We start from the raw sequence: 25,170 nt of genomic DNA on the forward strand, positions 1-25,170 counted from the left end.
GATTAAGTTAATAAGGGCGCACGGCGGATGCCTTGGCACTAGGAGCCGATGAAGGACGGGACTAACACCGATATGCTTCGGGGAGCTGTAAGCAAGCGTTGATCCGGAGATTTCCGAATGGGGAAACCCACTGCTCGTAATGGAGTAGTATCCATTTCTGAATACATAGGAAATGGAAGGCAGACCCGGGGAACTGAAACATCTAAGTACCCGGAGGAAGAGAAAGAAACATCGATTCCCTAAGTAGCGGCGAGCGAAACGGGAAGAGCCCAAACCAAGAGGCTTGCCTCTTGGGGTTGTAGGACACTCTACACGGAGTTACAAAGGAACGAAGTAGATGAAGCGGTCTGGAAAGACCCGCCAGAGAAGGTAACAGCCCTGTATTCGAAACTTCGTTCCCTCCAGAGTGGATCCTGAGTACGGCGGGACACGTGAAATCCCGTCGGAAGCAGGGAGGACCATCTCCCAAGGCTAAATACTCCCTAGTGACCGATAGTGAACCAGTACCGTGAGGGAAAGGTGAAAAGCACCCCGGAAGGGGAGTGAAAAAGATCCTGAAACCGTGTGCCTACAAGTAGTCAGAGCACATTCATGTGTGATGGCGTGCCTTTTGTAGAATGAACCGGCGAGTTGCGATTTCATGCAAGGTTAAGTTGAAGAGACGGAGCCGCAGCGAAAGCGAGTCTGAATAGGGCGAATAAGTATGAGGTCGCAGACCCGAAACCAGGTGATCTACCCATGTCCAGGGTGAAGGTAAGGTAACACTTACTGGAGGCCCGAACCCACGTACGTTGAAAAGTGCGGGGATGAGGTGTGGGTAGCGGTGAAATTCCAATCGAACCTGGAGATAGCTGGTTCTCTCCGAAATAGCTTTAGGGCTAGCCTCAAGGTAAGAGTGTTGGAGGTAGAGCACTGTTTGGACTAGGGGCCCTCATCGGGTTACCGAATTCAGACAAACTCCGAATGCCAATTACTTGTCCTTGGGAGTCAGACTGCGAGTGATAAGATCCGTAGTCGAGAGGGAAACAACCCAGACCGCCAGCTAAGGTCCCAAAGTATACGTTAAGTGGAAAAGGATGTGGAGTTGCTTAGACAACCAGGATGTTGGCTTAGAAGCAGCCACCATTTAAAGAGTGCGTAATAGCTCACTGGTCGAGTGACTCTGCGCCGAAAATGTACCGGGGCTAAACGTATCACCGAAGCTGCGGATTGACACCTTCTGGTGTCAATGGTAGGAGAGCGTTCTAAGGGCTGTGAAGCCAGATCGTAAGGACTGGTGGAGCGCTTAGAAGTGAGAATGCCGGTATGAGTAGCGAAAGAAGGGTGAGAATCCCTTCCACCGAATGCCTAAGGTTTCCTGAGGAAGGCTCGTCCGCTCAGGGTTAGTCGGGGCCTAAGCCGAGGCCGAAAGGCGTAGGCGATGGACAACAGGTTGATATTCCTGTACCACCTAATTTCCGTTTGAGTAATGGGGGGACGCAGGAGGATAGGGTAAGCGCGCTGCTGGATTAGCGCGTCCAAGCAGGTAGGCTGGGAGTGAGGCAAATCCTTACTCCTAAGGCTGAACTGTGATGGCGAGGGAAATATAGTACCGAAGTTCCTGATTCCACACTGCCAAGAAAAGCCTCTAGCGAGGAAATGGGTGCCCGTACCGCAAACCGACACAGGTAGGCGAGGAGAGAATCCTAAGGTGATCGAGAGAACTCTCGTTAAGGAACTCGGCAAAATGACCCCGTAACTTCGGGAGAAGGGGTGCTCCCGCGAGTGAAAGCTTGCGGAAGCCGCAGTGAATAGGCCCAGGCGACTGTTTAGCAAAAACACAGGTCTCTGCGAAGCCGTAAGGCGAAGTATAGGGGCTGACGCCTGCCCGGTGCTGGAAGGTTAAGAGGAGCGCTTAGACTTCGGTCGAAGGTGCGAATTGAAGCCCCAGTAAACGGCGGCCGTAACTATAACGGTCCTAAGGTAGCGAAATTCCTTGTCGGGTAAGTTCCGACCCGCACGAAAGGCGCAACGATCTGGGCACTGTCTCAACGAGAGACTCGGTGAAATTATAGTACCTGTGAAGATGCAGGTTACCCGCGACAGGACGGAAAGACCCCGTGGAGCTTTACTGCAGCCTGATATTGAATGTTGGTGCAGCTTGTACAGGATAGGTAGGAGCCTTGGAAACCGGAGCGCCAGCTTCGGTGGAGGCATTGGTGGGATACTACCCTTGCTGTATTGACATTCTAACCCGCAGCCGTGATCCGGCTGGGAGACAGTGTCTGGCAGGCAGTTTGACTGGGGCGGTCGCCTCCTAAAATGTAACGGAGGCGCCCAAAGGTTCCCTCAGAATGGTTGGAAATCATTCGCAGAGTGTAAAGGCACAAGGGAGCTTGACTGCGAGACCTACAAGTCGAGCAGGGACGAAAGTCGGGCTTAGTGATCCGGTGGTTCCGCATGGAAGGGCCATCGCTCAACGGATAAAAGCTACCCCGGGGATAACAGGCTTATCTCCCCCAAGAGTTCACATCGACGGGGAGGTTTGGCACCTCGATGTCGGCTCATCGCATCCTGGGGCTGTAGTCGGTCCCAAGGGTTGGGCTGTTCGCCCATTAAAGCGGTACGCGAGCTGGGTTCAGAACGTCGTGAGACAGTTCGGTCCCTATCCGTCGTGGGCGCAGGAAATTTGAGAGGAGCTGTCCTTAGTACGAGAGGACCGGGATGGACGCACCGCTGGTGTACCAGTTGTTCCGCCAGGAGCATCGCTGGGTAGCTATGTGCGGACGGGATAAGTGCTGAAAGCATCTAAGCATGAAGCCCCCCTCAAGATGAGATTTCCCATAGCGCAAGCTAGTAAGATCCCTGAAAGATGATCAGGTTGATAGGTCCGGTGTGGAAGTGTGGTGACACATGGAGCTGACGGATACTAATCGATCGAGGACTTAATCAATTTATTACATGGTTTACCTTCTCATTTATCTAGTTTTGAGAGAACGAACATTTTCTCAAGCAGAAAAGGATCTTCTGTTAAGATCGCTCACGTCCTGTGAGCAACACAGAAGCCAGTACATCCTGTACAAGTCTGGTGGCGATAGCGAAGAGGTCACACCCGTTCCCATCTCGAACACGGCAGTTAAGCTCTTCAGCGCCGATGGTAGTTGGGGGTTTCCCCCTGCAAGAGTAGGACGTTGCCAGGCAAGCAAAAAGACATTCTCAAAAGAGGGTGTCTTTTTTGGTTCTTTCCTTTATCTATGTCGAAGACATAAAAAAACACGACAGAAGTGAGGATCAGGACGAGGAACCAAGGGAGCGAGACTCGGAATGGGCGATGCCCGTGAGAATCGAGTGAGCGCAGGTGACGAAGAGATTCGCCGGTTATCTTGATCCGCAGCACGAACACGGCAGGTTAAGCTCCGAGCGCCAATGGTAGTTGGGGAACTCCCCCAGTAAGAGCAGGACGTTGCCAGGAAAATGCAAACACGACATAGTGATAAACTGAGTCGTGTTTTTTATTTCATTCTTTCCATTAAAAATTGATAAATTAAATAAGGTCCTTTTCTTTCAGTGACATCAAGAAAAGATTGGATGAAAATCATATCGGAATTTGGCGTTGTTTTTAGCTGCTCAAACCACCATTCCGTTTCATATCGTGAAATCATACTTAAATTGTATAAAAGTAAATAATGAATGAGCATATCAGGCAATGTATCATGTTGGTGAAACTTATTAGGTAGACATAGCTGTTGTTTATCAAAATGATAACGAAAAGGTGGATGATACATCTCTCTCTTATTTATTAGCAAGGTGTTAGAATGATTTTTTTTCCAATCAATATTGCCTGGATATTTATTATTTAGTAATTCCTTCAATCTTTTTTCATCTATAAAATAAGATTGCGCCACTTCCTTTGGAATAATCCATGCATCAATTCCATCATCAAAAGGGACCATAGTCGACTCCCCTTTTACAAATGAAAAAACATCGTCTAACTCTGCTACAAGTGATAAAAGTTCCCCCATTTTGAACTTTTCACCTTCTAAATGTTTCACATGAAACATTTTTTCAGAAAAATATGTGCATATACCATTTCTTTGAATTTTAATCTCATCATCAAAGAAGAGGTAATCGCGCTTCTTTCTTTTTCGGGCTGATACACCATGAGCAAGTACGGAAGTCGAATTAGGATAAAATGGATCGACAGTTAATAAACATGCTTTAATTAAATGAACAAGCCCATAAAAGAGCAACATTGGTTTAATCGATAGTGGGGAGTCATTTGCTTGCTTATAAAAAATTTCACCTTGTTCTAAATAATACATAAAGGGGTAGCAGTTATCGTAGTTTTTTGTATGAGCATTAGGCAAATTTTTGTAAGTGTTTTTCAGGTAATGCTCGGTCATTTCTGCTGATTGAAAGAAGTTTATACGCTTCCATACTTGCTTGATATGGTTCAATGTTTTCACCTCTAAATTATTTGAAAAATGGAACATTGTAGCTTATCCTTGACAGTATTTTGTCCAATTGATAACCTACTAATAATATTTCGGAGCAGGGGGACGAAAAAATGTGGGAATCAAAGTTTGCAAAAGAGGGTTTAACGTTTGATGATGTGCTGTTAATTCCGGCTAAATCTGAAGTTGTGCCAAAAGATGTTAATCTTAAGGTTGCGTTGACGGAGACGTTAAAGTTAAATATTCCTATTATTAGTGCAGGAATGGATACAGTGACTGAATCAAGAATGGCGATCTCAATGGCTCGTCAAGGTGGTATCGGAATTATTCACAAAAATATGAGCATTGAACAGCAAGCTGAAAATGTGGATAAAGTAAAACGCTCTGAAAGTGGAGTTATTACGGATCCATTTTTCTTAACCCCACAGCATAAAGTGTACGATGCTGAACATTTAATGGGGAAATACCGCATTTCTGGAGTTCCAATCGTTAATAATGAAGAAGAAAAAATTCTTGTAGGAATTATTACGAATCGTGATATGCGTTTCATTCAAGATTATTCTTTATTAATTACCGATGTTATGACAAAGGAAAACTTAGTGACAGCACCTGTTGGTACGACCCTTGATGAAGCGGAAAGCATTTTACAACAGCATCGAATTGAAAAACTACCGTTAATTGATGACAATGGAGTATTAAAAGGGCTAATTACAATTAAGGATATTGAAAAGGTAATTGAATTCCCTCATTCAGCCAAAGATTCGAAAGGACGCTTACTTGTAGGTGCAGCTGTTGGTGTCGGCGGCGATACGATGAAACGAGTCGATATGCTTGTCCAGTCACAAGTCGATGTAATTGTCGTTGATACGGCGCATGGACATTCTGCTGGTGTATTAAATACAGTAAGAAACATTCGCGAACTTTATCCAAATTTGAATATTATTGCAGGAAACGTAGCAACTGCTGAAGCGACGAAAGCATTGATTGATGCAGGGGCAGATATTGTAAAAGTCGGAATTGGTCCAGGTTCCATTTGTACAACTCGTGTTGTTGCTGGTGTTGGGGTACCACAAATCACAGCGATTTATGATTGTGCAACAGAAGCACGAAAGCATGGAAAGGTCATTATTGCCGATGGCGGAATTAAATATTCAGGGGATATCGCGAAAGCACTTGCTGCTGGTGGACATGCTGTAATGTTAGGTAGCTTGCTTGCAGGTACTTCCGAAAGCCCTGGAGAAACAGAAATCTTCCAAGGACGCCGCTTTAAAGTGTACCGTGGAATGGGATCAGAAGCTGCGATGGAAAAAGGTTCTAAAGACCGCTATTTCCAGGAGGACGCAAAGAAATTTGTTCCTGAGGGCATTGAGGGACGTTTGCCATATAAAGGACCTTTGGCGGATACTCTTTATCAGCTAACAGGCGGATTACGTGCAGGAATGGGCTACTGTGGTGCCCCTACATTGGCGGATTTCCGTGAGAAAGCTCAATTTATTAAAATGACTGGGGCAGGCTTGCGCGAAAGCCATCCACATCAAGTCCAAATTACGAAAGAAGCGCCAAACTATTCGTTATCGTAAGAAACTGTGCGATGAATTGAGTCAAACGGATCACAAGTCAATATTTAACTGATCGTATAATTTGTAGGTATTCATAAATAAGATGGCAGGGCCATAGAAGAAATGTTCATGGTTCTGCCATTTTTTGTCGCCTATAAAAGAAAATTGTCACTTTCTAAATGACACGTAACTATGATAAAATGACAAACGTGTACATATTATGTTGGAGGGTTTTCATGTGATAAAAAAATCAAGCAAGATGTATATTGCTATTTGTTTATCTGTATTAATGTTGGTCAGTCTATTTCAACTTCCGAATCGCGCTTTAGCGGCTGATCCATTAAATATTAATGCAGATGCAGCTATTTTGGTGGAAGCAAGCACAGGGAAAATTTTATATGCGAAAAATGAGGATACAGCTCTTGGCATCGCTTCAATGACGAAGATGATGACGGAATATCTGATGTTTGAAGCTATTCATGATAAGAAAATTAGTTGGGATCAAGAACATACAATTAGTGAATTTGTTCATGATGTTTCTGTAGATACGAGACTTTCCAATGTACCATTAGAGGTTGGTCAAAATTACACAATTAGAGAATTATATGAAGCTATGGCAATATTCTCAGCAAACGGTGCAACGATTGCCATTGCTGAAGCGATTGCAGGTTCAGAATCAGCATTTGTAAAAATGATGAATGATAAAGCGAAAGAACTCGGGTTAGACAATTATCATTTTGTTAATTCAACAGGGTTGAATAATAGTGATTTACAAGGGAAGCATCCAGAAGGGACAGGCGCAGACGAAGAAAACGTTATGTCTGCACGTTCAACGGCAAAACTAGCGATGCGAATTATGGAAGATTTCCCTGAAGTTTTAGAAACAACAAGTGTACCAAAAAAAGATTTCCGTAATTTAGAAGGCCAAATGAAAAACTGGAATTTAATGCTCCCGTCCTTGGAGTATGAATATCCAGGAGTAGATGGACTAAAAACGGGAACGACAAACTTTGCTGGGCGCTGCTTTACAGGAACAGCAAAACGTGGGGATTTTAGAGTTATCACAGTTGTTATGAATGCAAAAGACGAAAATGGAAATAGCAGTGACAGAGGCAGATTTGGTGAAACGAAAAAAATGCTCGATTATGCGTTTTCTAATTTTTCAATGAAAGAAATTATTCCGAAGGATTACGCGATTGAAGGGCATAAATCATTAAAGGTAACAAAAGGGAAAGAGAAATCTGTTCAAATTCGTACAAAAGATCCTTTACATGTAATCGTAAAAAATGGGCAAGAAGAATCATTTACACCTGCTTTTACGGTAGATGAAAAGAAAGTTAGCAAGGATGGCGAGATTAAAGCCCCTATTAAGAAAGATGAACAAGTAGGTGTGCTAACAGTTGTTCAAGAGGATCAAGAAGATTATGGTTATGTAGAAAAAGAATATACACCATCCGTAAAAGTTGTAACAGTCGATAAAGTCGAGAAAGCAAATTGGTTCGTATTAATGATGCGTGGCGTTGGTGGGTTTTTCTCAGATATATGGGGAAGTGTCACAGAAACAGTTAAAGGTTGGTTTTAGTAAGTTTACATCTCCTTGTATTGACAAGGAGATGTTTTTATAGTTTACTAAAGTATATTGAATTATTCTGATAGTTTTAATAGGAAAAATATGTTTTAATCATAAGGAGCGACTGGATATGAAAACTGGAACAGATCGAGTAAAACGTGGAATGGCAGAAATGCAAAAAGGCGGCGTCATTATGGATGTCATTAACGCGGAGCAAGCGAAATTAGCAGAAGCAGCTGGGGCAGTAGCTGTAATGGCCCTTGAGCGCGTACCTTCTGATATTCGTGCAGCTGGCGGTGTAGCGAGAATGGCTGATCCAACAATCGTAGAAGAGGTCATGTCTGCTGTTTCGATTCCAGTGATGGCGAAAGCGCGAATTGGACATATTGTGGAAGCACGAGTATTGGAAGCAATGGGAGTCGATTATATCGATGAAAGTGAAGTACTAACTCCTGCTGATGAAGAGTTCCATTTAAATAAAAAGGAATACACGGTACCATTTGTTTGTGGATGCCGCAATTTAGGCGAAGCACTTCGTAGAATCGGAGAAGGTGCTTCGATGTTAAGAACAAAAGGGGAGCCGGGAACAGGGAATATTGTTGAGGCTGTTCGCCATTTACGAGAAGTTAATGCTCAAGTACGTAAGGTTGCCTATATGAACGAAGATGAATTAATGACGGAAGCTAAACTACTTGGTGCACCATATGAATTATTACTAGAAATCAAACGAGCAGGCCGCTTACCGGTTGTAAACTTTGCAGCTGGCGGAGTTGCAACACCAGCAGATGCAGCTTTAATGATGCAGCTTGGTGCTGATGGTGTGTTCGTTGGATCGGGAATTTTTAAAGCGGAAAATCCTGAGAAATTTGCTCGTGCAATTGTAGAAGCGACAGCGCATTATCAAGATTATGGAAGAATTGCTGAGCTATCAAAAGGGTTAGGAGCAGCAATGAAAGGAATTGAAATCTCTTCTCTTTCACCAGAACAACGCATGCAAGAGCGTGGGTGGTAAATCGTGAGTGAAGGGACGGTTATTGGGGTTTTAGGCCTTCAAGGTGCAGTAAAAGAACATGTACGAGCCATCGAACAATGCGGAGCGCAGGCGGTCATTGTAAAGGATGCAGCACAGCTTGCCGAATTGGACGGAATCATTCTTCCAGGCGGCGAAAGCACAGCGATGCGGAGACTGATGGATCAAAACGGTTTGATTGAACCACTTCAGGAATTTGCTGATGCTGGGAAGCCGATGTTCGGAACATGTGCCGGCTTAATCTTGCTGGCAAAACAAATTGCAGGTTCAAATGAGGCACACTTAGGGTTGATGGATATCGTTGTTGAACGCAATTCATTTGGGCGTCAGCGTGATAGTTTTGAGGCTGATATTGCTGTTGCTGGTGTAGCGAAGTCGATGACGGCTGTATTTATTAGAGCTCCACATATTCTTGAAGCAGGCGAGAATGTGGAGATTTTAGCAAAATATGATGGGCGTATTGTTGCAGTGCGAGAAGGACAATTTCTAGGTTGCTCATTCCATCCAGAATTATCAGATGATGTCAGCCTGATGAATTATTTTCTTCAAATGGTGAAGGAAGCCCGTTCGTAAAAAAAGTTGCAATCTATACTTGTATGTAGTATAGTATGAGCAAATTTATAAGAGCTAGTATGTTGAGAGGAAATAGTAACAGACATGAATTCTAAAGAGAGCCGATGGTTGGTGCAAATCGGTGGGGTCATTCTGTGAATCCATCCTTGAGTAAAATGCCGAAAGCATGATGCCTGTAAGCATTTTCGGTTAAAACCGTTATCTTAAGAAGAGGAAAGCAATTGCTTTCAATTTGGGTGGCAACGCGGGTAACTCTCGTCCCTTTTGTAGGGACGGGAGTTTTTTGTCTTTTTTTCATAAAAATTCAAAAATAGGAGGAATTACAATGCTTGATATGAAATATTTACGAGGAAATTTTGAAGAAATCAAAGAGAAATTGAAGCACCGTGGGGAAGATTTAACTGATTTGGATGCGTTTGGTGAGCTAGATCGCGAACGACGTGATGCGATTGTAAAGGCGGAACAATTAAAAAGCCGACGCAACGAAGTGTCACAACAGATCGCTCAGCTAAAGAGAGAAAAACAAAATGCGGATGATCTAATTGTAGAAATGCGTACGGTTGGGGATGAAATCAAGGAGATTGATACGAGACTTCGTGAAGTGGAAGCACAGCTTGAACAATTATTATTATCAATCCCTAATATCCCGCATGAAAGTGTACCTGTCGGAGAAGATGAGGAAGATAATATTGAAGTGCGAAAATGGGGTGAAGTTCGTCAGTTTGATTTTGAAGTGAAACCTCATTGGGATATTGCAACAAATTTAGACATTTTGGATTTTGAACGAGCGGGTAAAGTAACAGGAAGCCGCTTTGTCTTTTATAAAGGGTTAGGAGCACGTTTGGAGCGGGCACTTATTAGCTTTATGCTTGATCTTCATGCGGAGGAACACGGATATGTAGAAATGTTGCCGCCATATATGGTCAACCGGGCAAGCATGGTTGGTACAGGTCAACTGCCAAAGTTTGAAGAGGATGCTTTTTTAATTGAAGAAGAGGATTATTTCCTCATTCCAACATCAGAAGTACCAGTAACGAATTATCATCGTGATGAAATTTTATCTGCGGATCAATTACCGATTAGCTATACAGCATATAGCACTAATTTCCGTTCAGAAGCCGGTTCTGCTGGCAGAGACACGCGAGGCTTAATCCGTCAGCATCAATTTAATAAAGTAGAATTAGTACGATTTGTGAAGCCGGAAGAATCTTATGCTGAATTAGAAATATTAACAGGTCATGCTGAAAAAGTTCTCCAGCTGTTGGATTTGCCATACCGCGTCATGAGTATGTGTACGGGTGATTTAGGATTTACAGCAGCGAAGAAATATGACTTAGAAGTGTGGATTCCAAGTCAAGAAACGTACAGAGAAATTTCTTCTTGTTCAAATTTTGAAGCATTCCAAGCAAGACGTGCCAATATTCGTTTCCGCCGGGAGAAAAATGCGAAGCCAGAGCATGTTCATACGTTAAATGGCTCAGGTTTAGCAATTGGCAGAACGGTAGCCGCTATTTTGGAAAACTTCCAAAGAGAAGATGGTACGGTCGAGATTCCAAAAGTACTTCAGCCTTATATGAGAAATAAAGAAGTGATTAAATAAACAATGTCCGAAGGGGCTGTCCAGAAAGTAGGTGAAAACTAACTTTCTGTGATAGCCCCCCTTTCTAAGGCTTAGGAATTGCACGACTCCTCGAAAAACGACTTATTCTGAGTCTATTTCAAATGGGTTTCAATTTTTTGTTCTTATTCTGTTGACAAGTGAAAAAGATCTTGTTATTATTATTTTTGTTATTACGGAGGTATACCCAAGTCTGGCTGAAGGGATCGGTCTTGAAAACCGACAGGCGGGTCAAACCGCGCGGGGGTTCGAATCCCTCTACCTCCTCCATACATAGTATATAAAGATTGGACATATATGAAACCCACTGAAAAAAAACAGTGGGTTTTCTTTATTTTGAAAAAAGATAAAGGATATTAAGTCTAGCTCCGGCGTCCAGCGGCTGACAATCTTCACTCTTCTTCTATGATAAGTCAACATCAGCTTACCTAGCAATCTTCGCTCTATTTCCTTTAGGATCGTCGACGCATAACATCTCGTTAGTGTAGTTTGTAGGCGCTAAAGGACTTCTAACTTATTTTTTGACAACATTAAAATTATCCGTAATAAGCAACCAATTTTGTGGGAAGGAAAGTCCGAGTTTCCAATAGCTGACCCCACGTAATTTTAATTCTTTTACTAAATCAAATTTAGCTTGAATCGAGCGAGCATCTTCAAACCATACTTCATGCTGTTTTCCATCACTGGCTGTATAGTTGAAAAATGGTGCTTGGGATGTTTCGCTATACCTAATCGCTACATTATTTTCTGCAGCAATTTGAATTGCGCGTTGTGGGCTTACTGCTCTTGCTGTTGTGCCTTGAACAAACGGCAAAGTCCAATCATAGCCATATAAGTTTTGACCCATTAAAATTTTATTTGCTGGAATTTCTGTTAGTGCATATTCAAGCACTTGGCGGACAGGCCCGATTGGTGAAACGGCCATCGGTGGACCGCCGCTATACCCCCATTCATACGTCATAATGACCGTGTAGTCGACGATTTCACCGTGTGCTTTATAATCATGTGCTTCATACCATTCTCCTTGCTGGGTAGCACTTGTTTTTGGAGCTAGCGCGGTAGAAATCATTAATCCTTCTGCATGAAGCCGGTCACGAGCCGTCCGTAAAAATCGATTATATGCCTCACGATCAGCGGGAAGAAGCCGCTCTAAATCAAAATGAACATCACCAAATCCAACACGTTTGGCTTCATTAATGATATTCGTTAAAAACGTATTTTGAACATCCATGTTCGTTAATAGAACATGCCCAAGATCTGAGTTAAATTGACCACCTTCTTGATTGGCAATAACCATCACTAGGACGTTGTTATTTGCCCGGGCAATTGCTGGAAATTGATTGAGTGGAGGCGGCGTTAATGAACCGTCTCGTTTAGCTAAATAGGCAAATGGAGACAAATAAGTTAAATAAGGTGCCGCATCGCGTGCGCTCGTTTCAAGCGCTTGTGAAACGCTTCCTCCAAGCGGCTCAACATACGCATTAAATTCCCTATCCGTTTTAACTCGTTGTGGAATGTAAAGTCGCATGCCAATTTGAAGTGGCTGATTCGCTGGAATGCCATTGATGCGGGCGAGCTCTACATAGGAAATGCCAAATTGTCTACTTATCGACCAAAGACTATCTCCGCTTTTTACCCAATAAAAGCTCCCTACGATTGGAATGACAAGTGCTTGACCAACGACGAGTTGATTGGGATTAGGCAGCTCATTTGCTTCTGTAATTAACGAAGCGGTCACACTATATCGGGAAGCGATGGAAGTCACTGTTTCATTAGGTTGAACAACATGAATTTGCATAACAATCCCCCTTAACCAAATGAATGGCTGACACCATTGTATGAGTGAAGAAGTATGTTTATGTTAAAATATAAAAAAGAAGCGATAAGGAGCAGCGAACGATGGTACAGCGAACAGAAGAGGATTATATGCGGCTTGCGATCACTGAGGGAAAAAAGGCGGAGATGGCCAATGAAGTACCAATTGGAGCCGTCATTGTTTTAGATGGAGAGGTCATAGCTGCTGCATCTAATTTACGGGAGACAGAACAAAATGCAATCGCCCATGCAGAGCTTTTAGCGATCGATCAAGCATGTAAAAAGTTAGGAACGTGGCGACTTGAAGGGGCGGAGCTTTATGTCACACTGGAACCATGTCCGATGTGCAGCGGAGCGATTCTATTATCACGGATTAAAAAAGTAGTGTATGGAGCTTCAGATCCAAAAGGCGGCTGTGCTGGTACATTGATGAATCTACTTGATGATGAGCGCTTTAATCATCAATCTGAAGTAATAAAGGGAGTGCTTGAAGAAGAATGCGGAACAATGTTAAGCGATTTTTTCCGTGGCATTCGTGAAAGAAAAAAGATCGAAAAGCAACAGCAACGTCTAGAGCAATAATTGACGATTGGAAATGGCAACCATTGATTAATTTTAAAAAAGATAGTATACTAAGTCTTACCGTGCTAGACGGGGAAATAGCGGAGCCTTGTAACCCGCAATCCGCTCCAGCGGGGTTGAATTCCTTTCCTGAGGCTGTCGTGCTGTAAGGTCTGCCTTAAGTAAGTGGTGTTGACACCCGGGTCCTGCGCAATGGGAATCCATGAACCATGTCAGGTCCGGAAGGAAGCAGCATTAAGTGGAAGCTCTCATGTGCCGCAGGGTTGCCTGGGTCGAGCTAACTGCTTAAGTAACGCTTATGGCACACAGTCGAAGGAAGGTGCACGGTACTTACATAACATGCAAAGCCCATTCAAATTTGAGTGGGTTTTTTCTTATTGTATTACCTAACTCCTTTTCAATAAGTGAGAAGAATTCATTTTGAAATTCATGTTTCTAACGGTATAATAAAAGAGAAGAAATTTTTATGGGAAAAGGAGGAGGAGAAAATGGGCTATCAAGCATTATATCGGGTATGGAGACCACAATCATTTGCAGACGTCGTTGGTCAGGAGCATGTCACAAGAACATTGCAAAATGCTCTCCTCCACCAAAAAATATCCCACGCTTATTTATTTTCAGGTCCACGCGGTACAGGAAAAACAAGTGCAGCTAAAATTTTAGCCAAAGCAGTGAATTGTGAGAAAATGCCAGTCTCTGAGCCATGTAATGAATGTGCGGCCTGTATTGGAATTACAGATGGGTCAAATCAAGATGTGATCGAGTTTGATGCGGCATCCAACAGCCGGGTAGAGGAAATGCGAGATGTACTTGATAAAGTAAATTTTGCCCCTAATTCGGTTCCATATAAAGTTTATATTATTGACGAGGTACATATGCTCTCGATCAGTGCCTTTAATGCGCTGTTAAAAACATTGGAAGAGCCACCAAGGCATGTTATATTTATTCTAGCAACGACTGAGCCACATAAAATTCCTTTAACGATTATTTCCCGTTGTCAACGTTTTGACTTTAAACGAATTACTTCTCAAGATATCGTTGGTAGGATGGAGCATATTGCGACTGAATCAGGTCTTCAATTCGATGAAAAGGCGCTTCATGTCATTGCTCGAGCAGCTGAGGGAGGCATGCGGGACGCACTTAGCCTTCTTGACCAAGCGGTTTCGTTTAGTGATGAGAGGGTGACCGTAGAGGACGCTTTAGCGGTGACAGGTTCTGTTGCACAAAGCTATTTAAATCGCTTAGGGAAAGCGGTATATGAAAAGGATACACCAATGGCGCTTGAAGCATTGGAAGAATTAATGCTCGAAGGGAAAGATCCTGCGCGGTTTGCAGAAGATATGATTTTATATTTTCGTGATATGCTGCTTTATAAAACGGCGCCAACGCTAGAAGAGTCGCTAGAACGGGCGATGCTTGACGAAGAATTTACAACATTATCAGCACAAATTCAGCCGGAGCATATTTACGAATACATTGATATACTAAATAAAACCCAACAAGAAATGCGCTTTACGAATCATGCCCGCATTTATTTAGAAGTTGGCCTCGTAAAGCTTTGTCAGACAGAAGTGAAAAACAATGTGATCGATTCAGCGGGTGGCCAACAATTATTAGCAAAAATCAATGAGCTTGAAAAAGAAATTGAAGCATTGAAGAAAAATCCACCAGCCCAAGAAGAGGTTCGCCGAGATCAGCCAGCGACGAAAAAGGTAACACGTTCTACAAAGGGCTATCGGGCAAATGCAAGAATGATTGGAGAAATATTAAAGCAGGCAACGAGAGAAGATTTAAATGCGATTAAAAGTCGCTGGGGAGATTTGCTTGAGATGTTAAATAGCAGGCAAATGCGTTCTCAATCTGCTCTTTTAAATGATGCTGAGCCAGCAGCTGCTTCGACCAATGCGTTTGTGCTGAAATTTAAGTATGAAATCCATTGTCAAATGGCAGTGGAAAATCATAAATTTATTCAAACACTGACACAATTTCTAGAAGAATTGACAGGAAAGCAATATCAGTTTGTTGGGGTTCCAGAAGATCAATGGGCTGAAATTAGGCAACAATTTTTACAAAATCAAAGTCAGCATGGCGAGAAAAATGAAGAAATGAGTGAAGATCCGCTTATTGCAGAAGCGATGAAATTAGTAGGTGCGGATTTGCTTGAAATAAAAAATTAATCTAGTGGAGGGAATGGTAATGATGCGAGGAATGGGAAATATGCAAGGCATGATGAAACAAATGCAAAAAATGCAAAAGAAAATGGCTGAGGCACAAGAAGCACTCGGTGAGAAAAGACTTGAAGGAACAGCAGGTGGCGGAATGGTAACTGTCATCGTTTCAGGACATAAAGAAGTGCTCGAAGTAAACATTAATGAGGAAGTAGTTGATCCAGAAGATATTGAAATGCTTCAAGATCTCGTTGTGGCCGCAACAAATGACGCATTAAAGCAAGCGGACGATTTAACGAATGCGACGATGGGGCAGTTCACTAAAGGGATTAACCTTCCTGGAATGTGAGGCTAGATCATGCATTATCCAGAACCAATCTCAAAGCTAATTGATAGCTTTATGAAATTGCCGGGAATTGGGCCGAAAACCGCTGCCCGCCTGGCTTTTTTCGTTCTTAATATGAAGGAAGATACAGTGCTTGATTTTGCCAAAGCACTCGTTAATGCTAAGCGTGATTTAGGATTTTGTACCGTGTGCGGACATATAACGGATCAGGATCCTTGTTATATTTGTAAAGATGAGCGTCGTGATCGCAGTGTCGTCTGTGTCGTTCAGGAGCCGAAGGATGTCATTGCGATGGAGAAAATGCGTGAATATAATGGGCTTTATCATGTTCTTCACGGTTCAATTTCTCCAATGGAAGGCATCGGTCCAGAAGATATTAATATACCTGATCTATTAAAAAGATTACAAGATGACACCGTTCAAGAAGTCATTTTAGCGACTAATCCAAACATCGAAGGGGAAGCAACAGCAATGTATATTTCCAGACTGTTAAAGCCATCCGGTATTACAGTTACGAGAATTGCTCACGGTCTTCCGGTTGGTGGAGATCTTGAATATGCAGATGAAGTGACGCTTTCTAAAGCGATGGAAGGAAGAAGAGAACTATAATGTTTCGGAGAAAAAGGCTTCGTAAAGAGTACGATCAACGGCTATTAGATTTAATGGAAAGTACGAAGGAAGACTGGATGAAGCAAAAGCAAATAGAAAAATTAAGCTATGAACATACCGACCAATTACGATATGAAACAAAGCTTGCTAAAGCAAAATATTTTTTCTTGTTCCGAGAAGCAAAATTAAGACCTGTTTCATTGAAAACCCGGATCGAACGATGAAATGAATCCAAATCTGTTCTTTTTTTTAAAACTCGTCATATAAATAGGATTGTAGACGAGAGGCGGGAGGGACAGAATTTGAACTCATTTGCAATGATCGCAATCATAGGTGGAATCATTCTCATATTGCTCTTCATTAGCTTGCCAGGGAAGCTTTTGAAATGGACGGGACAAGCCGTCATGAAAATACTGATTGGAGCATTATTTTTATTTTTTCTTAATGCAGTTGGCAATCAATTTGGTGTATTTGTTCCGATCAACTTCGTAACTTCATCGATCTCCGGTTTTTTAGGATTACCAGGTGTAGCTGCATTGACAATTATTCAACTATATATCCTCGTTTAACCACCTACACTTTCTTTGTAGGTGGTTTTAACTTGTTCTTTTCTTTATAAGACAAACAACGTCTCAACATGATAAGCATAAGATAATGATGTAATTGATTTAATCTTATAAATTGTGTATACAACAGATGAAAATGGGTAACCTAGATTGTATGGAGGTGGAGGTATGAGTAAGTGTATTATTTGCAATGGGGGAAATAAGCAAGGATATCATCTTTATACATCATATATTTGTACAGATTGTGAGACTGCTATGATTAATAGTGATCCAGTTGATCCGACCTATAAGTATTTTATTCATAAATTAAAAGCGATAACAGAAGAAAGAACGATATCATAGCCAGAAGAAAGAAGCTGGCTATATTTTTTTGTGTTTCTTTCTATGATATGATCGTATATACAAGCGATAATGAACGAGAGGGAAGTTGTAATGAAACAAGAAAGTATGCCGATTTTTGATATATTACGTGAGCATCGGGAGAAAAATAGCATCTCCTTCCATGTTCCGGGACATAAAAATGGATTGCTAATGGAACAAACAAATCAGCTATTTTCACAGTTTTTAACGTATGATCTTACTGAGATTACAGGATTGGATGATTTGCATGATCCACAGGGAGCAATTGCCGAGGCGGAGCAGCTTCTTGCACAATTTTATGGAACAAAGAAGAGTTACTTCCTTGTAAATGGGAGTACAGTAGGAAATATTGCGATGATATTGGCGAGTTGTTGTGAGGGAGAGCACGTGCTTGTCCAGCGCAATTGCCATAAATCGATTCTAAACGGCCTCATGCTGGCAAATGTTCGCCCTGTTTTCATTTCCCCGGAAATAGACAAGCATTCGGGGTTGCCAGCAAGCATGAATCACAACCGAGTAAAGGAGGCATTCGAACGTTATTCTAATATAAAGGTTTGTATTTTTACATACCCTGATTATTATGGAAAAACATATGAACTGGAACAAATCATTGAAATTGCTCATCAGCATGGAGCAGTTGTTTTAATCGACGAGGCCCATGCTCCCCATTTTCAATTAGGTGATCCATTTCCTCCTTCATCTCTTACTATGAATGCTGATGTTGTTGTTCATTCTGCGCATAAAATGTTACCTGCTATGACAATGGGTTCCTACTTACATCTAAATAGTGACAGGGTAAGTAGGCTTGATATTGAATCGTATTTATCTATTTTGCAATCAAGCAGTCCATCCTATCCAATTATGGCTTCATTAGATATCGCTCGCCATTATTTGGCGTCTTTTTCAGATGAAGATATCGCGTATACAATGGAAAAACGTGAGCAATTTTCTACACAGCTTTCCCGTCATACTGATCTTCACATTCACCCGCTAGAACGTGGACAAGATCCATTAAAAATGACGATTTATCATCCATATATGACAGGTTTTGAGCTCCAAAGGGAATTGGAGAGATTATCCATCTATCCAGAATTAGCCGATCCTTCACAAGTGCTGTTCACATTGCCATTGCTAAAGCAAGGCATGATCTTTCCATATGATCAGGCAATTGAGAAAATAAGCAATATCCGCATCGACGGTGGCAAGCAAAATCAGCCGGTCATGGTAAAGCTTGGAGAATATGAAACGGAGAAATTAAGTAAATTAACTTATTCATATAAAGAAATGCGTCATCTGTCTACGGAGCAAGTTGAACTTGATGAAGCGATCGGAAGGATTGCGGCACAAATGATCATTCCATATCCTCCAGGGATACCATTAATCATGCCAGGAGAAGAAATAAAGGTTGAACAATTGGATCAACTCAATTTATTGATACAAGCAAATGCACGTTTTCAAGGTGGAGAAGAGACATTTTTAAAGGGGAAAATTGAAGTATTTTCATCAGGGAAACCTCAATGATATACTAAAAGGCATGAGCAACAAAAGATGGGGTGACATGATGCAAGGAATATTTATTACGTTTGAAGGTCCTGAAGGTGCAGGAAAAACAACGATTATACATAAACTGGTAATGGAATTACAGCAAATGGATAGGGAAGTAGTGATCACGAGAGAACCTGGAGGAATTGACATATCCGAGCAAATTCGCCAGATTATTTTAAATCCTGATCATACGATGATGGACCGACGCACAGAAGCGTTATTGTACGCTGCGGCAAGACGACAACATTTGGTTGAAAAGGTCGTGCCAGCTCTTAAGCGAGGAGCAATCGTCATATGTGACAGATTTATCGATAGTTCACTCGCTTACCAAGGATATGCAAGGGGCTTGGGAATCGATGAAGTGTTGGCAATTAATGCATTTGCGATTCAAGAATTAATGCCGGATTTAACCTTATATTTAGATATTCCTCCTGAAATGGGGTTAAAACGAATTAATCAACATCAAGGACGAGAAATTAATCGCTTGGACTTAGAAGCGATCGATTTTCATCACAAAGTAAGGGAAGGCTATCACCTTCTATTAAGAAAATTTCCTGAAAGAATTGTAAGTATTGATGCAAGTGCTTCGGTCGATCTTGTTTATGAAGCGGCAAAAGAAGCAGTGGAGGCATTTTTGTGTAAAAATAATTAGTATCTATCAATTTTGAATATAAAGAAAATCTTTTATGATAAGACATGTATCATAAAGCGATAGCTGATATAATAAATATAAGACAATATGTAAAAAGTATTCTCAAGGGGGGAATTATAGATGAAGATGATTATGGCAGTTGTGCAGGATCAAGATAGCAATCGATTAATGACTGCATTAGTTGAAAATAACTTTAGAGCAACGAAGCTAGCAACAACAGGCGGATTTTTAAAGTCTGGCAATACGACGTTCATGATTGGAACGGAAGATGTGAGAGTTGCTAAAGCTCTTCAAGTAATTAAAGAAAACTGTAAAACTCGTGAGCAACTCATGGCACCGGTTTCGCCCATGGGTGGTAATGCTGATTCATATATTCCTTATCCAGTAGAAGTTTCGGTAGGCGGGGCGACTGTTTTTGTCCTTCCAATTGAAGAGTTTCACCAATTTTAGAATGATACAAGCAGTCATTAATTTCGCAAGATCATAGAAATTAACGGCTGCTCATTATTTTATGATAGTTAGCGAGTTGAGTGATGTGTCTATATCATGGGTAGAATTCGAAAAAGAACAGCCGCTTGCTGCGAGGATGCTGAAGCGCAGTATGGAAAAGAATCGAATTGCTCACGCTTATTTATTTGAAGGGGAGCGCGGGACAGGGAAACGAGCAGCTAGTTTATTAATGGCAGAGGCGCTTTTCTGTGAAAATCGTGTCGATTTTATTCCATGTGGAGACTGTGTAAATTGTAAACGGATCAAGCATGGCAATCATCCCGATGTTCATCTCGTAGAACCAGATGGACTATCGATTAAAATAGAACAAATTCGTTCATTACGAACGGAATTTAGTAAATCAGGAATGGAATCAAAGCAAAAACTATATATCATTATTGAGGCCGAGAAAATGACGGTTTCAGCGGCAAATAGTTTATTGAAATTTTTAGAAGAACCGCATTCAGAGACGATGGCTATTTTAGTTACGGAGCAACCACAGCGAATCTTGCCAACGATTTTATCGCGTTGCCAAGTGATTTCCTTTCAATCGATTCCAGCTGCCATTTTGTGTGAAAAACTTGAAGAAGCTGGCGTTCATCCTGTAAAAGCACCTCTTCTTGCCGCAGTAACGAATCATATTCATGAGGCATTGGAGCTTGACGGTGATGATTGGTTTGCACAAGCACGAAAAATAGTGTTAAAATTATATGAAGTCCTGAAGCAAAATCCACTTTATGCAATGACGATTCTTCAGGATGAATGGAATGGTCATTTTAAAGAGAAGGCCCAGTTAGACATGGGGCTCAATCTTTTATTGCTCATATATAAAGATGTACTTTATATACAAATGGGGAAGGATCAGCGGCTCGTCTTTTCAGATCAGCGAAGTATGCTCGAAACAGATGCTCTTCACATCTCCTCTGGACGATTGTCGGAACAAATGACTGCAATTTTGGAAGCCAAACGGAAATTAAACGCAAATATGAATCCTCAGCTGTTAATGGAACAGCTTGTGCTAAATTTGCAGGGGGGACCTTCTTTTGTATAATGTGATAGGTGTCCGGTTTAAAAAAGCCGGTAAAATATATTATTTTGACCCAGGTGAATTCCCAATCGTTATTAATGATTACGTGATTGTGGAAACCGCTAGGGGGATCGAGTATGGAAAAGCAGTCACAGATATTAAACAAGTAAGTGAACACGATGTTGTTCTTCCACTTAAAAAGGTAGTTCGGCTTGCTGACCAAAAAGATCAACTAAATGTCGAGGAAAATAAGCAAGCTGCGATGCAAGCTCATGTTGTGTGCAATGAAAAAATAAGCGAACATCAGCTTGATATGAAACTGGTTGATGTAGAATATACGTTTGATCGTAATAAAGTTATTTTTTATTTTACTGCGGATGGCCGTGTTGATTTCCGCGATCTTGTGAAAGATTTAGCATCAATTTTTCGAACGAGAATCGAGCTGCGACAAATCGGGGTAAGAGATGAAGCGAAAATGCTTGGTGGTATTGGCCCGTGTGGTCGCATGCTATGCTGTTCTACCTTTCTTGGAGATTTTGAACCTGTTTCAATCAAAATGGCAAAAGATCAAAATCTTTCTTTAAACCCCACAAAAATTTCAGGGCTATGTGGGAGATTAATGTGCTGTTTAAAATATGAAAATGATGAGTATGAGGCAGCGAAGGCGGAACTACCAGATGTAGGAGAATTCATTAAAACACCGGATGGTCCTGGAAAAGTGATCGGATTAAACATCTTAGAACGAATCATTCAAGTAAACTTAACGGGACAAGAACGTGTTTTGGAATATACACTGGAAGAGATCATGAATGAAAGTACGGTTTCGGCGACAGAATAACGAGGTGTAAAAAGTATGGATAAAAAGGAGTTCTTCGATTCAGTAAGCAGTATGGAGATGCAGATTGGCCATTTGTATCAGCAGCTTGGAGAAATCAAGCAATATCTTGCTGAGTTAATAGAGGAAAACCATGCCTTGAAACTGGAAAATGACCATTTGCGAAGGCATATGGAGCAGGAGCCCGAGCAGACAAATACTTCTTCTAATCATGAGAAAAAGACAAAAGAGAAATCTGTTTATGATAAAATGACTGAAATTGGTGAAGGCTATGATAACCTTGCCCGGCTGTATCAAGAAGGCTTCCATATTTGCAATGTCCATTTTGGCAGTCCCCGCGGGGATGAAGATTGTCTATTCTGTCTCTCCTTTTTAAATAAAAAGTGAGCAGAAATAGGGTGAAGTTGGCTATAAGAGGATGTCCATGATAAATGATGGACATCCTTTCTTTCATGTTTCATTTATGGTCAGCTCCCGCTTAAATGTGTTTTGTTTGGGATCATGATGTTATATGTTCCTAGATTGGAGTGAATAAATGTTGGTAACGCTTGTTGGTGATGAACGACTTGATTATTTACTTGCAGAGGATTTACGAATTATTCAAAGTCCTTCTGTTTTTGCCTTTTCCTTAGATGCCGTATTGCTTGCCCGCTTTGCATATTTGCCAATTCAAAAAGGCAATATTGTCGATTTGTGCAGCGGAAACGGTGTCATTCCATTGCTATTAAGTAATCAAACAAAGGGCAAAATAACGGGTGTTGAAATTCAATCCCGTTTATACGATATGGCCGTTAGAAGCATCGATTATAATGGATTAGCGGATCGGCTTAAGATGATTCATGGCGATATAAAAGAGATGCCTGAGGTACTAGGGCATGGAAAATATGATGTTGTTACATGCAATCCCCCATATTTTTTATCGCCTTCGGAAGATGTAATCAATGAAAATGAACATTTAGCGATTGCCCGCCATGAAATTTTATGTACGCTTGAAGACGTCGTGCGTGTTAGCAGTCAGCTTCTTTGCCAAGGCGGGAAAGCGGCCTTTGTTCACCGCCCAGATCGATTGATGGATATTCTCACACTTATGAGACAATATCGGCTAGAACCGAAACGTCTTCGTTTTGTTTATCCGAAAATGGGGAAAGAAGCAAACACAATTTTAGTTGAAGGTACGAAAAATGGACGTGCCGGCTTAAAAAGCCTTCCGCCGTTATTTGTTTATAATGCAGATAATGAATACACGTCTGAAGTGAGAGAAATATTATATGGCAATGAAAACTAAACATTTTTTCTACGTCCTTGAATGTAATGATGGTTCTTTTTATGGGGGATATACGGTCGATTTAGAGCGGCGTTTATTACAACATAATCGTGGAAAAGGTGCAAAATATACGAGAATGAAGCGGCCCGTTAAAATGATTTATTCAGAGGAATTTGCGGATAAGCGTGAAGCGATGCAAGCGGAGTATTCATTTAAGCAAATGCCGCGTAGGAAAAAGGAAGAATTTTTAAAAAAGGCGAGTGAATGGAATGAGGATGCAGAAGAGTTTTGAACAAAAAAATAGTGGAAACCTCTATTTGGTTCCTACGCCGATTGGAAATCTAGAAGATATGACATTCCGGGCGATTCGAATCATGAGGGAAGCGAATGTGATTGCTGCGGAAGATACGAGAAATACAAAAAAGCTTTGCAACCATTTCGATATTCAAACACCGCTCGTTAGCTATCACGAACATAACCGAAAGGTGAGCGGTGCTCAATTGTTAAGAAGACTTGAACAGGGCGAAGATGTGGCGCTCGTCAGTGATGCAGGCTTGCCCTGCATATCCGATCCAGGCTACGAGCTTGTCAAAGAAGCGATTCACTTAGGAATTGCTGTTGTGCCGCTTCCGGGAGCGAATGCAGCTTTAACTGCACTCATTGCTTCAGGCCTTGATCCACAGCCCTTTTACTTTTACGGCTTCTTACCACGTAATCGCAAAGATAAAAGGGGAGAATTGGAAAAGCTTGCACGTCAACAAGGAGCCATCGTTTTGTATGAATCTCCTCATCGTCTAAAAGAAACGTTAAAGCTGATGGCTGAAACTTTCGGAAATGATCGCAACATCGTTTTATCACGTGAGTTAACAAAGAAATTTGAGGAGTTTTTGCGCGGGACAATTGCCGAAGCAATGAATTGGGCAGAACAATCAGAGATTCGTGGGGAATTTTGCCTTATTGTCGAAGGAAGTGTGCAATCCCAAGCCGAAGAAACCGGACAAGAGTGGTGGATATCGATGGAAGTAAAAGAACATGTTCTTCATTATATGGATGAGCAAGGACTTTCATCGAAAGAAGCGATAAAGCAAACTGCGGTTGATCGGAAGCTGTCAAAACGTGAAGTATATCAGGCCTATCATATTGATAATGAGTAATACTGTCGAAAAGTGAAAAGAGCACTGAAAAAGTACTCTGTATATAAGGAGCTATTAACACTATTGATTTCACCCCGAAGCATTTTTCGTTCCAACGGGCGAGTAGCAAGTCTTCTAGGCTGGGACTCGCCACTTGAACTTTCACCTTACGAAGAAACGAAGTCTAAAGTCGCCAGATCGTGTGGCAAAGGCTTCGTGATGACCCGGGGCTGAAGCCGTGCCCACGGAAATCATCCGCATGTAAATAAATTGTTGTTGCTTTATTATGTAGCACATGATAAATTAAACCATATACTAATTCCGAGTATTTTTATGCGAAAAAGGTGGAATGAAAATGGGTACTGATTTTAATCAATTATTTGATGAATGGTCTAGCACGTATGATGAGACAGTTGCTGGTAATGATCCGGAATATAATGAGGTTTTTCGGGGGTACGATCAAATATTGAATGAAGTGGCGTTAAAAGCTTTCGGGAACGTTATTGAATTCGGTGTCGGCACAGGTAATTTAACTGAAAAATTAGTTAGTTACGAAAAGAATGTGTATGGATTTGAGCCTTCCGATGGGATGCGAAAAATTGCAAAAGAGAAATTGCCATATGTCAACCTGGAAAAAGGAGACTTCCTTCAATTTCAGCCACCCTTTCAATCTGTCGATTCGATCGTAAGCACATATGCTTTTCATCACTTAACAGATGAAGAAAAGACGATAGCAATAAAAAAATATAATGAGCTGCTAGCAGATGGTGGAAAAATTATTTTTGCGGATACCGTATTTGTCGATGAACAGGCAAAAGTAGCAATGATTCAAGATGCAAAAAATAAAGGCTTTCATCGCTTAGCAAATGATTTAAGTACGGAATTTTATACGACGATCCCTTTCTTTCAAGAGTTGTTTCGATCACTCGGATTTACAAGTGCTTTTACACAAATGAATGATTTTGTCTGGTTGATTGAAGCAACAAAACAATAAGT

The 25,170-nt window shown here is 41.5% G+C and carries 24 protein-coding genes, 1 tRNA gene, 2 rRNA genes, 1 other RNA gene and 1 other annotated feature; of the genes, 26 read left to right on the forward strand and 2 right to left on the reverse strand.

All coding sequences use genetic code 11. The features are described 5' to 3' along the window. Positions 1-2,932 (forward strand): 23S ribosomal RNA (locus KHA95_RS22145). 131 nt (positions 2,933-3,063) lie between these two features. Further along, a 5S ribosomal RNA gene (gene rrf / locus KHA95_RS22150) occupies positions 3,064-3,179 on the forward strand. A gap of 312 nt (positions 3,180-3,491) precedes the next feature. Here rrf and KHA95_RS22155 read toward each other — a convergent pair. Continuing rightward, positions 3,492-4,472, reverse strand: a complete 981-nt coding sequence (locus tag KHA95_RS22155) for a YaaC family protein (RefSeq protein WP_213139753.1) — start codon at positions 4,470-4,472, stop codon at positions 3,492-3,494. Between the two features lie 74 nt (positions 4,473-4,546). On the opposite strand from KHA95_RS22155, the gene guaB reads away from it, so the two are divergent. From guaB to KHA95_RS22185, 6 genes are all read left to right on the forward strand, one after another. Then, positions 4,547-6,013 carry an IMP dehydrogenase gene (guaB, locus tag KHA95_RS22160; RefSeq protein WP_213139754.1) on the forward strand — a complete coding sequence of 489 codons (1,467 nt, stop codon included), beginning with the start codon at positions 4,547-4,549 and terminating at the stop codon, positions 6,011-6,013. A 220-nt stretch (positions 6,014-6,233) separates the two neighbouring features. After that, on the forward strand, positions 6,234-7,574 hold the full coding sequence (locus KHA95_RS22165) for a D-alanyl-D-alanine carboxypeptidase family protein (RefSeq protein ID WP_349305518.1): 1,341 nt from the start codon (positions 6,234-6,236) through the stop codon (positions 7,572-7,574). A 118-nt stretch (positions 7,575-7,692) separates the two neighbouring features. Then, positions 7,693-8,574 carry a pyridoxal 5'-phosphate synthase lyase subunit PdxS gene (gene pdxS / locus KHA95_RS22170; RefSeq protein WP_213139756.1) on the forward strand — a complete coding sequence of 294 codons (882 nt, stop codon included), beginning with the start codon at positions 7,693-7,695 and terminating at the stop codon, positions 8,572-8,574. A gap of 21 nt (positions 8,575-8,595) precedes the next feature. Further along, on the forward strand, positions 8,596-9,165 hold the full coding sequence (gene pdxT / locus KHA95_RS22175; RefSeq protein WP_213139811.1) for a pyridoxal 5'-phosphate synthase glutaminase subunit PdxT: 570 nt from the start codon (positions 8,596-8,598) through the stop codon (positions 9,163-9,165). A 53-nt stretch (positions 9,166-9,218) separates the two neighbouring features. Beyond that, positions 9,219-9,431: a binding site (T-box leader), on the forward strand. A gap of 59 nt (positions 9,432-9,490) precedes the next feature. After that, positions 9,491-10,765 carry a serine--tRNA ligase gene (gene serS, locus KHA95_RS22180; RefSeq protein WP_213139757.1) on the forward strand — a complete coding sequence of 425 codons (1,275 nt, stop codon included), beginning with the start codon at positions 9,491-9,493 and terminating at the stop codon, positions 10,763-10,765. A gap of 195 nt (positions 10,766-10,960) precedes the next feature. Further along, positions 10,961-11,053, forward strand: a tRNA-Ser gene (locus tag KHA95_RS22185). Positions 11,054-11,297: 244 nt separating this feature from the next. Here KHA95_RS22185 and KHA95_RS22190 read toward each other — a convergent pair. Further along, positions 11,298-12,581 (reverse strand): glycoside hydrolase family 18 protein, encoded by a 1,284-nt coding sequence (locus tag KHA95_RS22190; protein ID WP_213139758.1) that lies wholly within the window; start codon positions 12,579-12,581, stop codon positions 11,298-11,300. A 101-nt stretch (positions 12,582-12,682) separates the two neighbouring features. Here KHA95_RS22190 and tadA point away from each other — a divergent pair, with 101 nt between their 5' ends. The 18 genes from tadA (at position 12,683) to KHA95_RS22280 (ending at position 25,168) form a co-directional block, all read left to right on the forward strand. Next, positions 12,683-13,180 (forward strand): tRNA adenosine(34) deaminase TadA, encoded by a 498-nt coding sequence (gene tadA, locus KHA95_RS22195; RefSeq protein ID WP_213139759.1) that lies wholly within the window; start codon positions 12,683-12,685, stop codon positions 13,178-13,180. A gap of 60 nt (positions 13,181-13,240) precedes the next feature. Then, positions 13,241-13,507, forward strand: an RNA gene (gene ffs, locus KHA95_RS22200) — signal recognition particle sRNA large type. Between the two features lie 161 nt (positions 13,508-13,668). Next, on the forward strand, positions 13,669-15,357 hold the full coding sequence (dnaX, locus tag KHA95_RS22205; protein WP_213139760.1) for a DNA polymerase III subunit gamma/tau: 1,689 nt from the start codon (positions 13,669-13,671) through the stop codon (positions 15,355-15,357). 22 nt (positions 15,358-15,379) lie between these two features. Then, positions 15,380-15,697: a YbaB/EbfC family nucleoid-associated protein gene (locus tag KHA95_RS22210; protein ID WP_213139812.1), complete on the forward strand. Its 318-nt coding sequence runs from the start codon at positions 15,380-15,382 to the stop codon at positions 15,695-15,697. A gap of 9 nt (positions 15,698-15,706) precedes the next feature. Then, the gene (recR, locus tag KHA95_RS22215) at positions 15,707-16,303 is read left to right on the forward strand and encodes a recombination mediator RecR (RefSeq protein WP_213139761.1); all 597 of its coding nucleotides are present in this window, start codon (positions 15,707-15,709) and stop codon (positions 16,301-16,303) included. Further along, positions 16,303-16,527: a YaaL family protein gene (locus KHA95_RS22220; protein ID WP_213139762.1), complete on the forward strand. Its 225-nt coding sequence runs from the start codon at positions 16,303-16,305 to the stop codon at positions 16,525-16,527. Before recR ends, KHA95_RS22220 begins: the two co-directional genes overlap by 1 nt. A gap of 78 nt (positions 16,528-16,605) precedes the next feature. Further along, entirely contained in the window at positions 16,606-16,872 is a 267-nt protein-coding gene (locus KHA95_RS22225) for a pro-sigmaK processing inhibitor BofA family protein (RefSeq protein ID WP_249317214.1), read from the forward strand. Between the two features lie 165 nt (positions 16,873-17,037). Continuing rightward, complete coding sequence (locus KHA95_RS22230) at positions 17,038-17,211, forward strand: sigma factor G inhibitor Gin (protein WP_213139763.1); 174 nt, start codon at positions 17,038-17,040, stop codon at positions 17,209-17,211. 90 nt (positions 17,212-17,301) lie between these two features. After that, complete coding sequence (locus KHA95_RS22235; RefSeq protein ID WP_249317216.1) at positions 17,302-18,750, forward strand: aminotransferase class I/II-fold pyridoxal phosphate-dependent enzyme; 1,449 nt, start codon at positions 17,302-17,304, stop codon at positions 18,748-18,750. A 40-nt stretch (positions 18,751-18,790) separates the two neighbouring features. Then, a complete protein-coding gene (gene tmk / locus KHA95_RS22240; protein ID WP_481748472.1) occupies positions 18,791-19,426 on the forward strand; it encodes a dTMP kinase in 636 nt (211 codons plus the stop codon). A gap of 120 nt (positions 19,427-19,546) precedes the next feature. After that, entirely contained in the window at positions 19,547-19,876 is a 330-nt protein-coding gene (locus KHA95_RS22245) for a cyclic-di-AMP receptor (protein WP_213139765.1), read from the forward strand. A 91-nt stretch (positions 19,877-19,967) separates the two neighbouring features. Beyond that, the gene (gene holB, locus KHA95_RS22250) at positions 19,968-20,966 is read left to right on the forward strand and encodes a DNA polymerase III subunit delta' (protein ID WP_349305519.1); all 999 of its coding nucleotides are present in this window, start codon (positions 19,968-19,970) and stop codon (positions 20,964-20,966) included. Beyond that, a complete protein-coding gene (locus KHA95_RS22255; RefSeq protein ID WP_213139767.1) occupies positions 20,959-21,780 on the forward strand; it encodes a PSP1 domain-containing protein in 822 nt (273 codons plus the stop codon). The genes holB and KHA95_RS22255 overlap by 8 nt, the downstream gene beginning before the upstream one ends. 15 nt (positions 21,781-21,795) lie before the next feature. Beyond that, positions 21,796-22,164, forward strand: a complete 369-nt coding sequence (yabA, locus tag KHA95_RS22260) for a DNA replication initiation control protein YabA (RefSeq protein WP_213139768.1) — start codon at positions 21,796-21,798, stop codon at positions 22,162-22,164. 148 nt (positions 22,165-22,312) lie between these two features. Then, positions 22,313-23,062, forward strand: a complete 750-nt coding sequence (locus KHA95_RS22265) for a tRNA1(Val) (adenine(37)-N6)-methyltransferase (protein WP_213139769.1) — start codon at positions 22,313-22,315, stop codon at positions 23,060-23,062. Further along, positions 23,046-23,333: a GIY-YIG nuclease family protein gene (locus tag KHA95_RS22270; RefSeq protein ID WP_213139770.1), complete on the forward strand. Its 288-nt coding sequence runs from the start codon at positions 23,046-23,048 to the stop codon at positions 23,331-23,333. The genes KHA95_RS22265 and KHA95_RS22270 overlap by 17 nt, the downstream gene beginning before the upstream one ends. After that, positions 23,311-24,195, forward strand: a complete 885-nt coding sequence (rsmI, locus tag KHA95_RS22275; protein ID WP_213139771.1) for a 16S rRNA (cytidine(1402)-2'-O)-methyltransferase — start codon at positions 23,311-23,313, stop codon at positions 24,193-24,195. Before KHA95_RS22270 ends, rsmI begins: the two co-directional genes overlap by 23 nt. Positions 24,196-24,529: 334 nt before the next feature. After that, on the forward strand, positions 24,530-25,168 hold the full coding sequence (locus KHA95_RS22280; protein WP_213139772.1) for a class I SAM-dependent DNA methyltransferase: 639 nt from the start codon (positions 24,530-24,532) through the stop codon (positions 25,166-25,168). The last annotated feature ends 2 nt before the right edge of the window (positions 25,169-25,170 follow it).

Origin of the sequence: Bacillus sp. FJAT-50079 (assembly GCF_018343515.1) — a bacterium.
Taxonomy (GTDB): Bacteria; Bacillota; Bacilli; order Bacillales; family Bacillaceae_C; genus Lederbergia.

Excerpts from the sequence above, each read along its gene's own strand:
- KHA95_RS22190 (WP_213139758.1), bottom strand. The coding sequence starts at position 12,581 with ATGCAAATTCATGTTGTTCAACCTAATGAAACAGTGACTTCCATCGCT.
- rsmI (WP_213139771.1), top strand. The coding sequence starts at position 23,311 with ATGAGGATGCAGAAGAGTTTTGAACAAAAAAATAGTGGAAACCTCTAT.
- recR (WP_213139761.1), top strand. The coding sequence starts at position 15,707 with ATGCATTATCCAGAACCAATCTCAAAGCTAATTGATAGCTTTATGAAA.
- KHA95_RS22270 (WP_213139770.1), top strand. The coding sequence starts at position 23,046 with ATGGCAATGAAAACTAAACATTTTTTCTACGTCCTTGAATGTAATGAT.
- KHA95_RS22210 (WP_213139812.1), top strand. The coding sequence starts at position 15,380 with ATGCGAGGAATGGGAAATATGCAAGGCATGATGAAACAAATGCAAAAA.
- tadA (WP_213139759.1), top strand. The coding sequence starts at position 12,683 with ATGGTACAGCGAACAGAAGAGGATTATATGCGGCTTGCGATCACTGAG.
- pdxS (WP_213139756.1), top strand. The coding sequence starts at position 7,693 with ATGAAAACTGGAACAGATCGAGTAAAACGTGGAATGGCAGAAATGCAA.
- KHA95_RS22245 (WP_213139765.1), top strand. The coding sequence starts at position 19,547 with ATGAAGATGATTATGGCAGTTGTGCAGGATCAAGATAGCAATCGATTA.
- KHA95_RS22230 (WP_213139763.1), top strand. The coding sequence starts at position 17,038 with ATGAGTAAGTGTATTATTTGCAATGGGGGAAATAAGCAAGGATATCAT.
- serS (WP_213139757.1), top strand. The coding sequence starts at position 9,491 with ATGCTTGATATGAAATATTTACGAGGAAATTTTGAAGAAATCAAAGAG.
- guaB (WP_213139754.1), top strand. The coding sequence starts at position 4,547 with ATGTGGGAATCAAAGTTTGCAAAAGAGGGTTTAACGTTTGATGATGTG.
- KHA95_RS22265 (WP_213139769.1), top strand. The coding sequence starts at position 22,313 with ATGTTGGTAACGCTTGTTGGTGATGAACGACTTGATTATTTACTTGCA.
- tmk (WP_481748472.1), top strand. The coding sequence starts at position 18,791 with ATGCAAGGAATATTTATTACGTTTGAAGGTCCTGAAGGTGCAGGAAAA.
- KHA95_RS22155 (WP_213139753.1), bottom strand. The coding sequence starts at position 4,472 with ATGTTCCATTTTTCAAATAATTTAGAGGTGAAAACATTGAACCATATC.
- KHA95_RS22280 (WP_213139772.1), top strand. The coding sequence starts at position 24,530 with ATGGGTACTGATTTTAATCAATTATTTGATGAATGGTCTAGCACGTAT.
- dnaX (WP_213139760.1), top strand. The coding sequence starts at position 13,669 with ATGGGCTATCAAGCATTATATCGGGTATGGAGACCACAATCATTTGCA.
- KHA95_RS22220 (WP_213139762.1), top strand. The coding sequence starts at position 16,303 with ATGTTTCGGAGAAAAAGGCTTCGTAAAGAGTACGATCAACGGCTATTA.
- KHA95_RS22235 (WP_249317216.1), top strand. The coding sequence starts at position 17,302 with ATGAAACAAGAAAGTATGCCGATTTTTGATATATTACGTGAGCATCGG.
- yabA (WP_213139768.1), top strand. The coding sequence starts at position 21,796 with ATGGATAAAAAGGAGTTCTTCGATTCAGTAAGCAGTATGGAGATGCAG.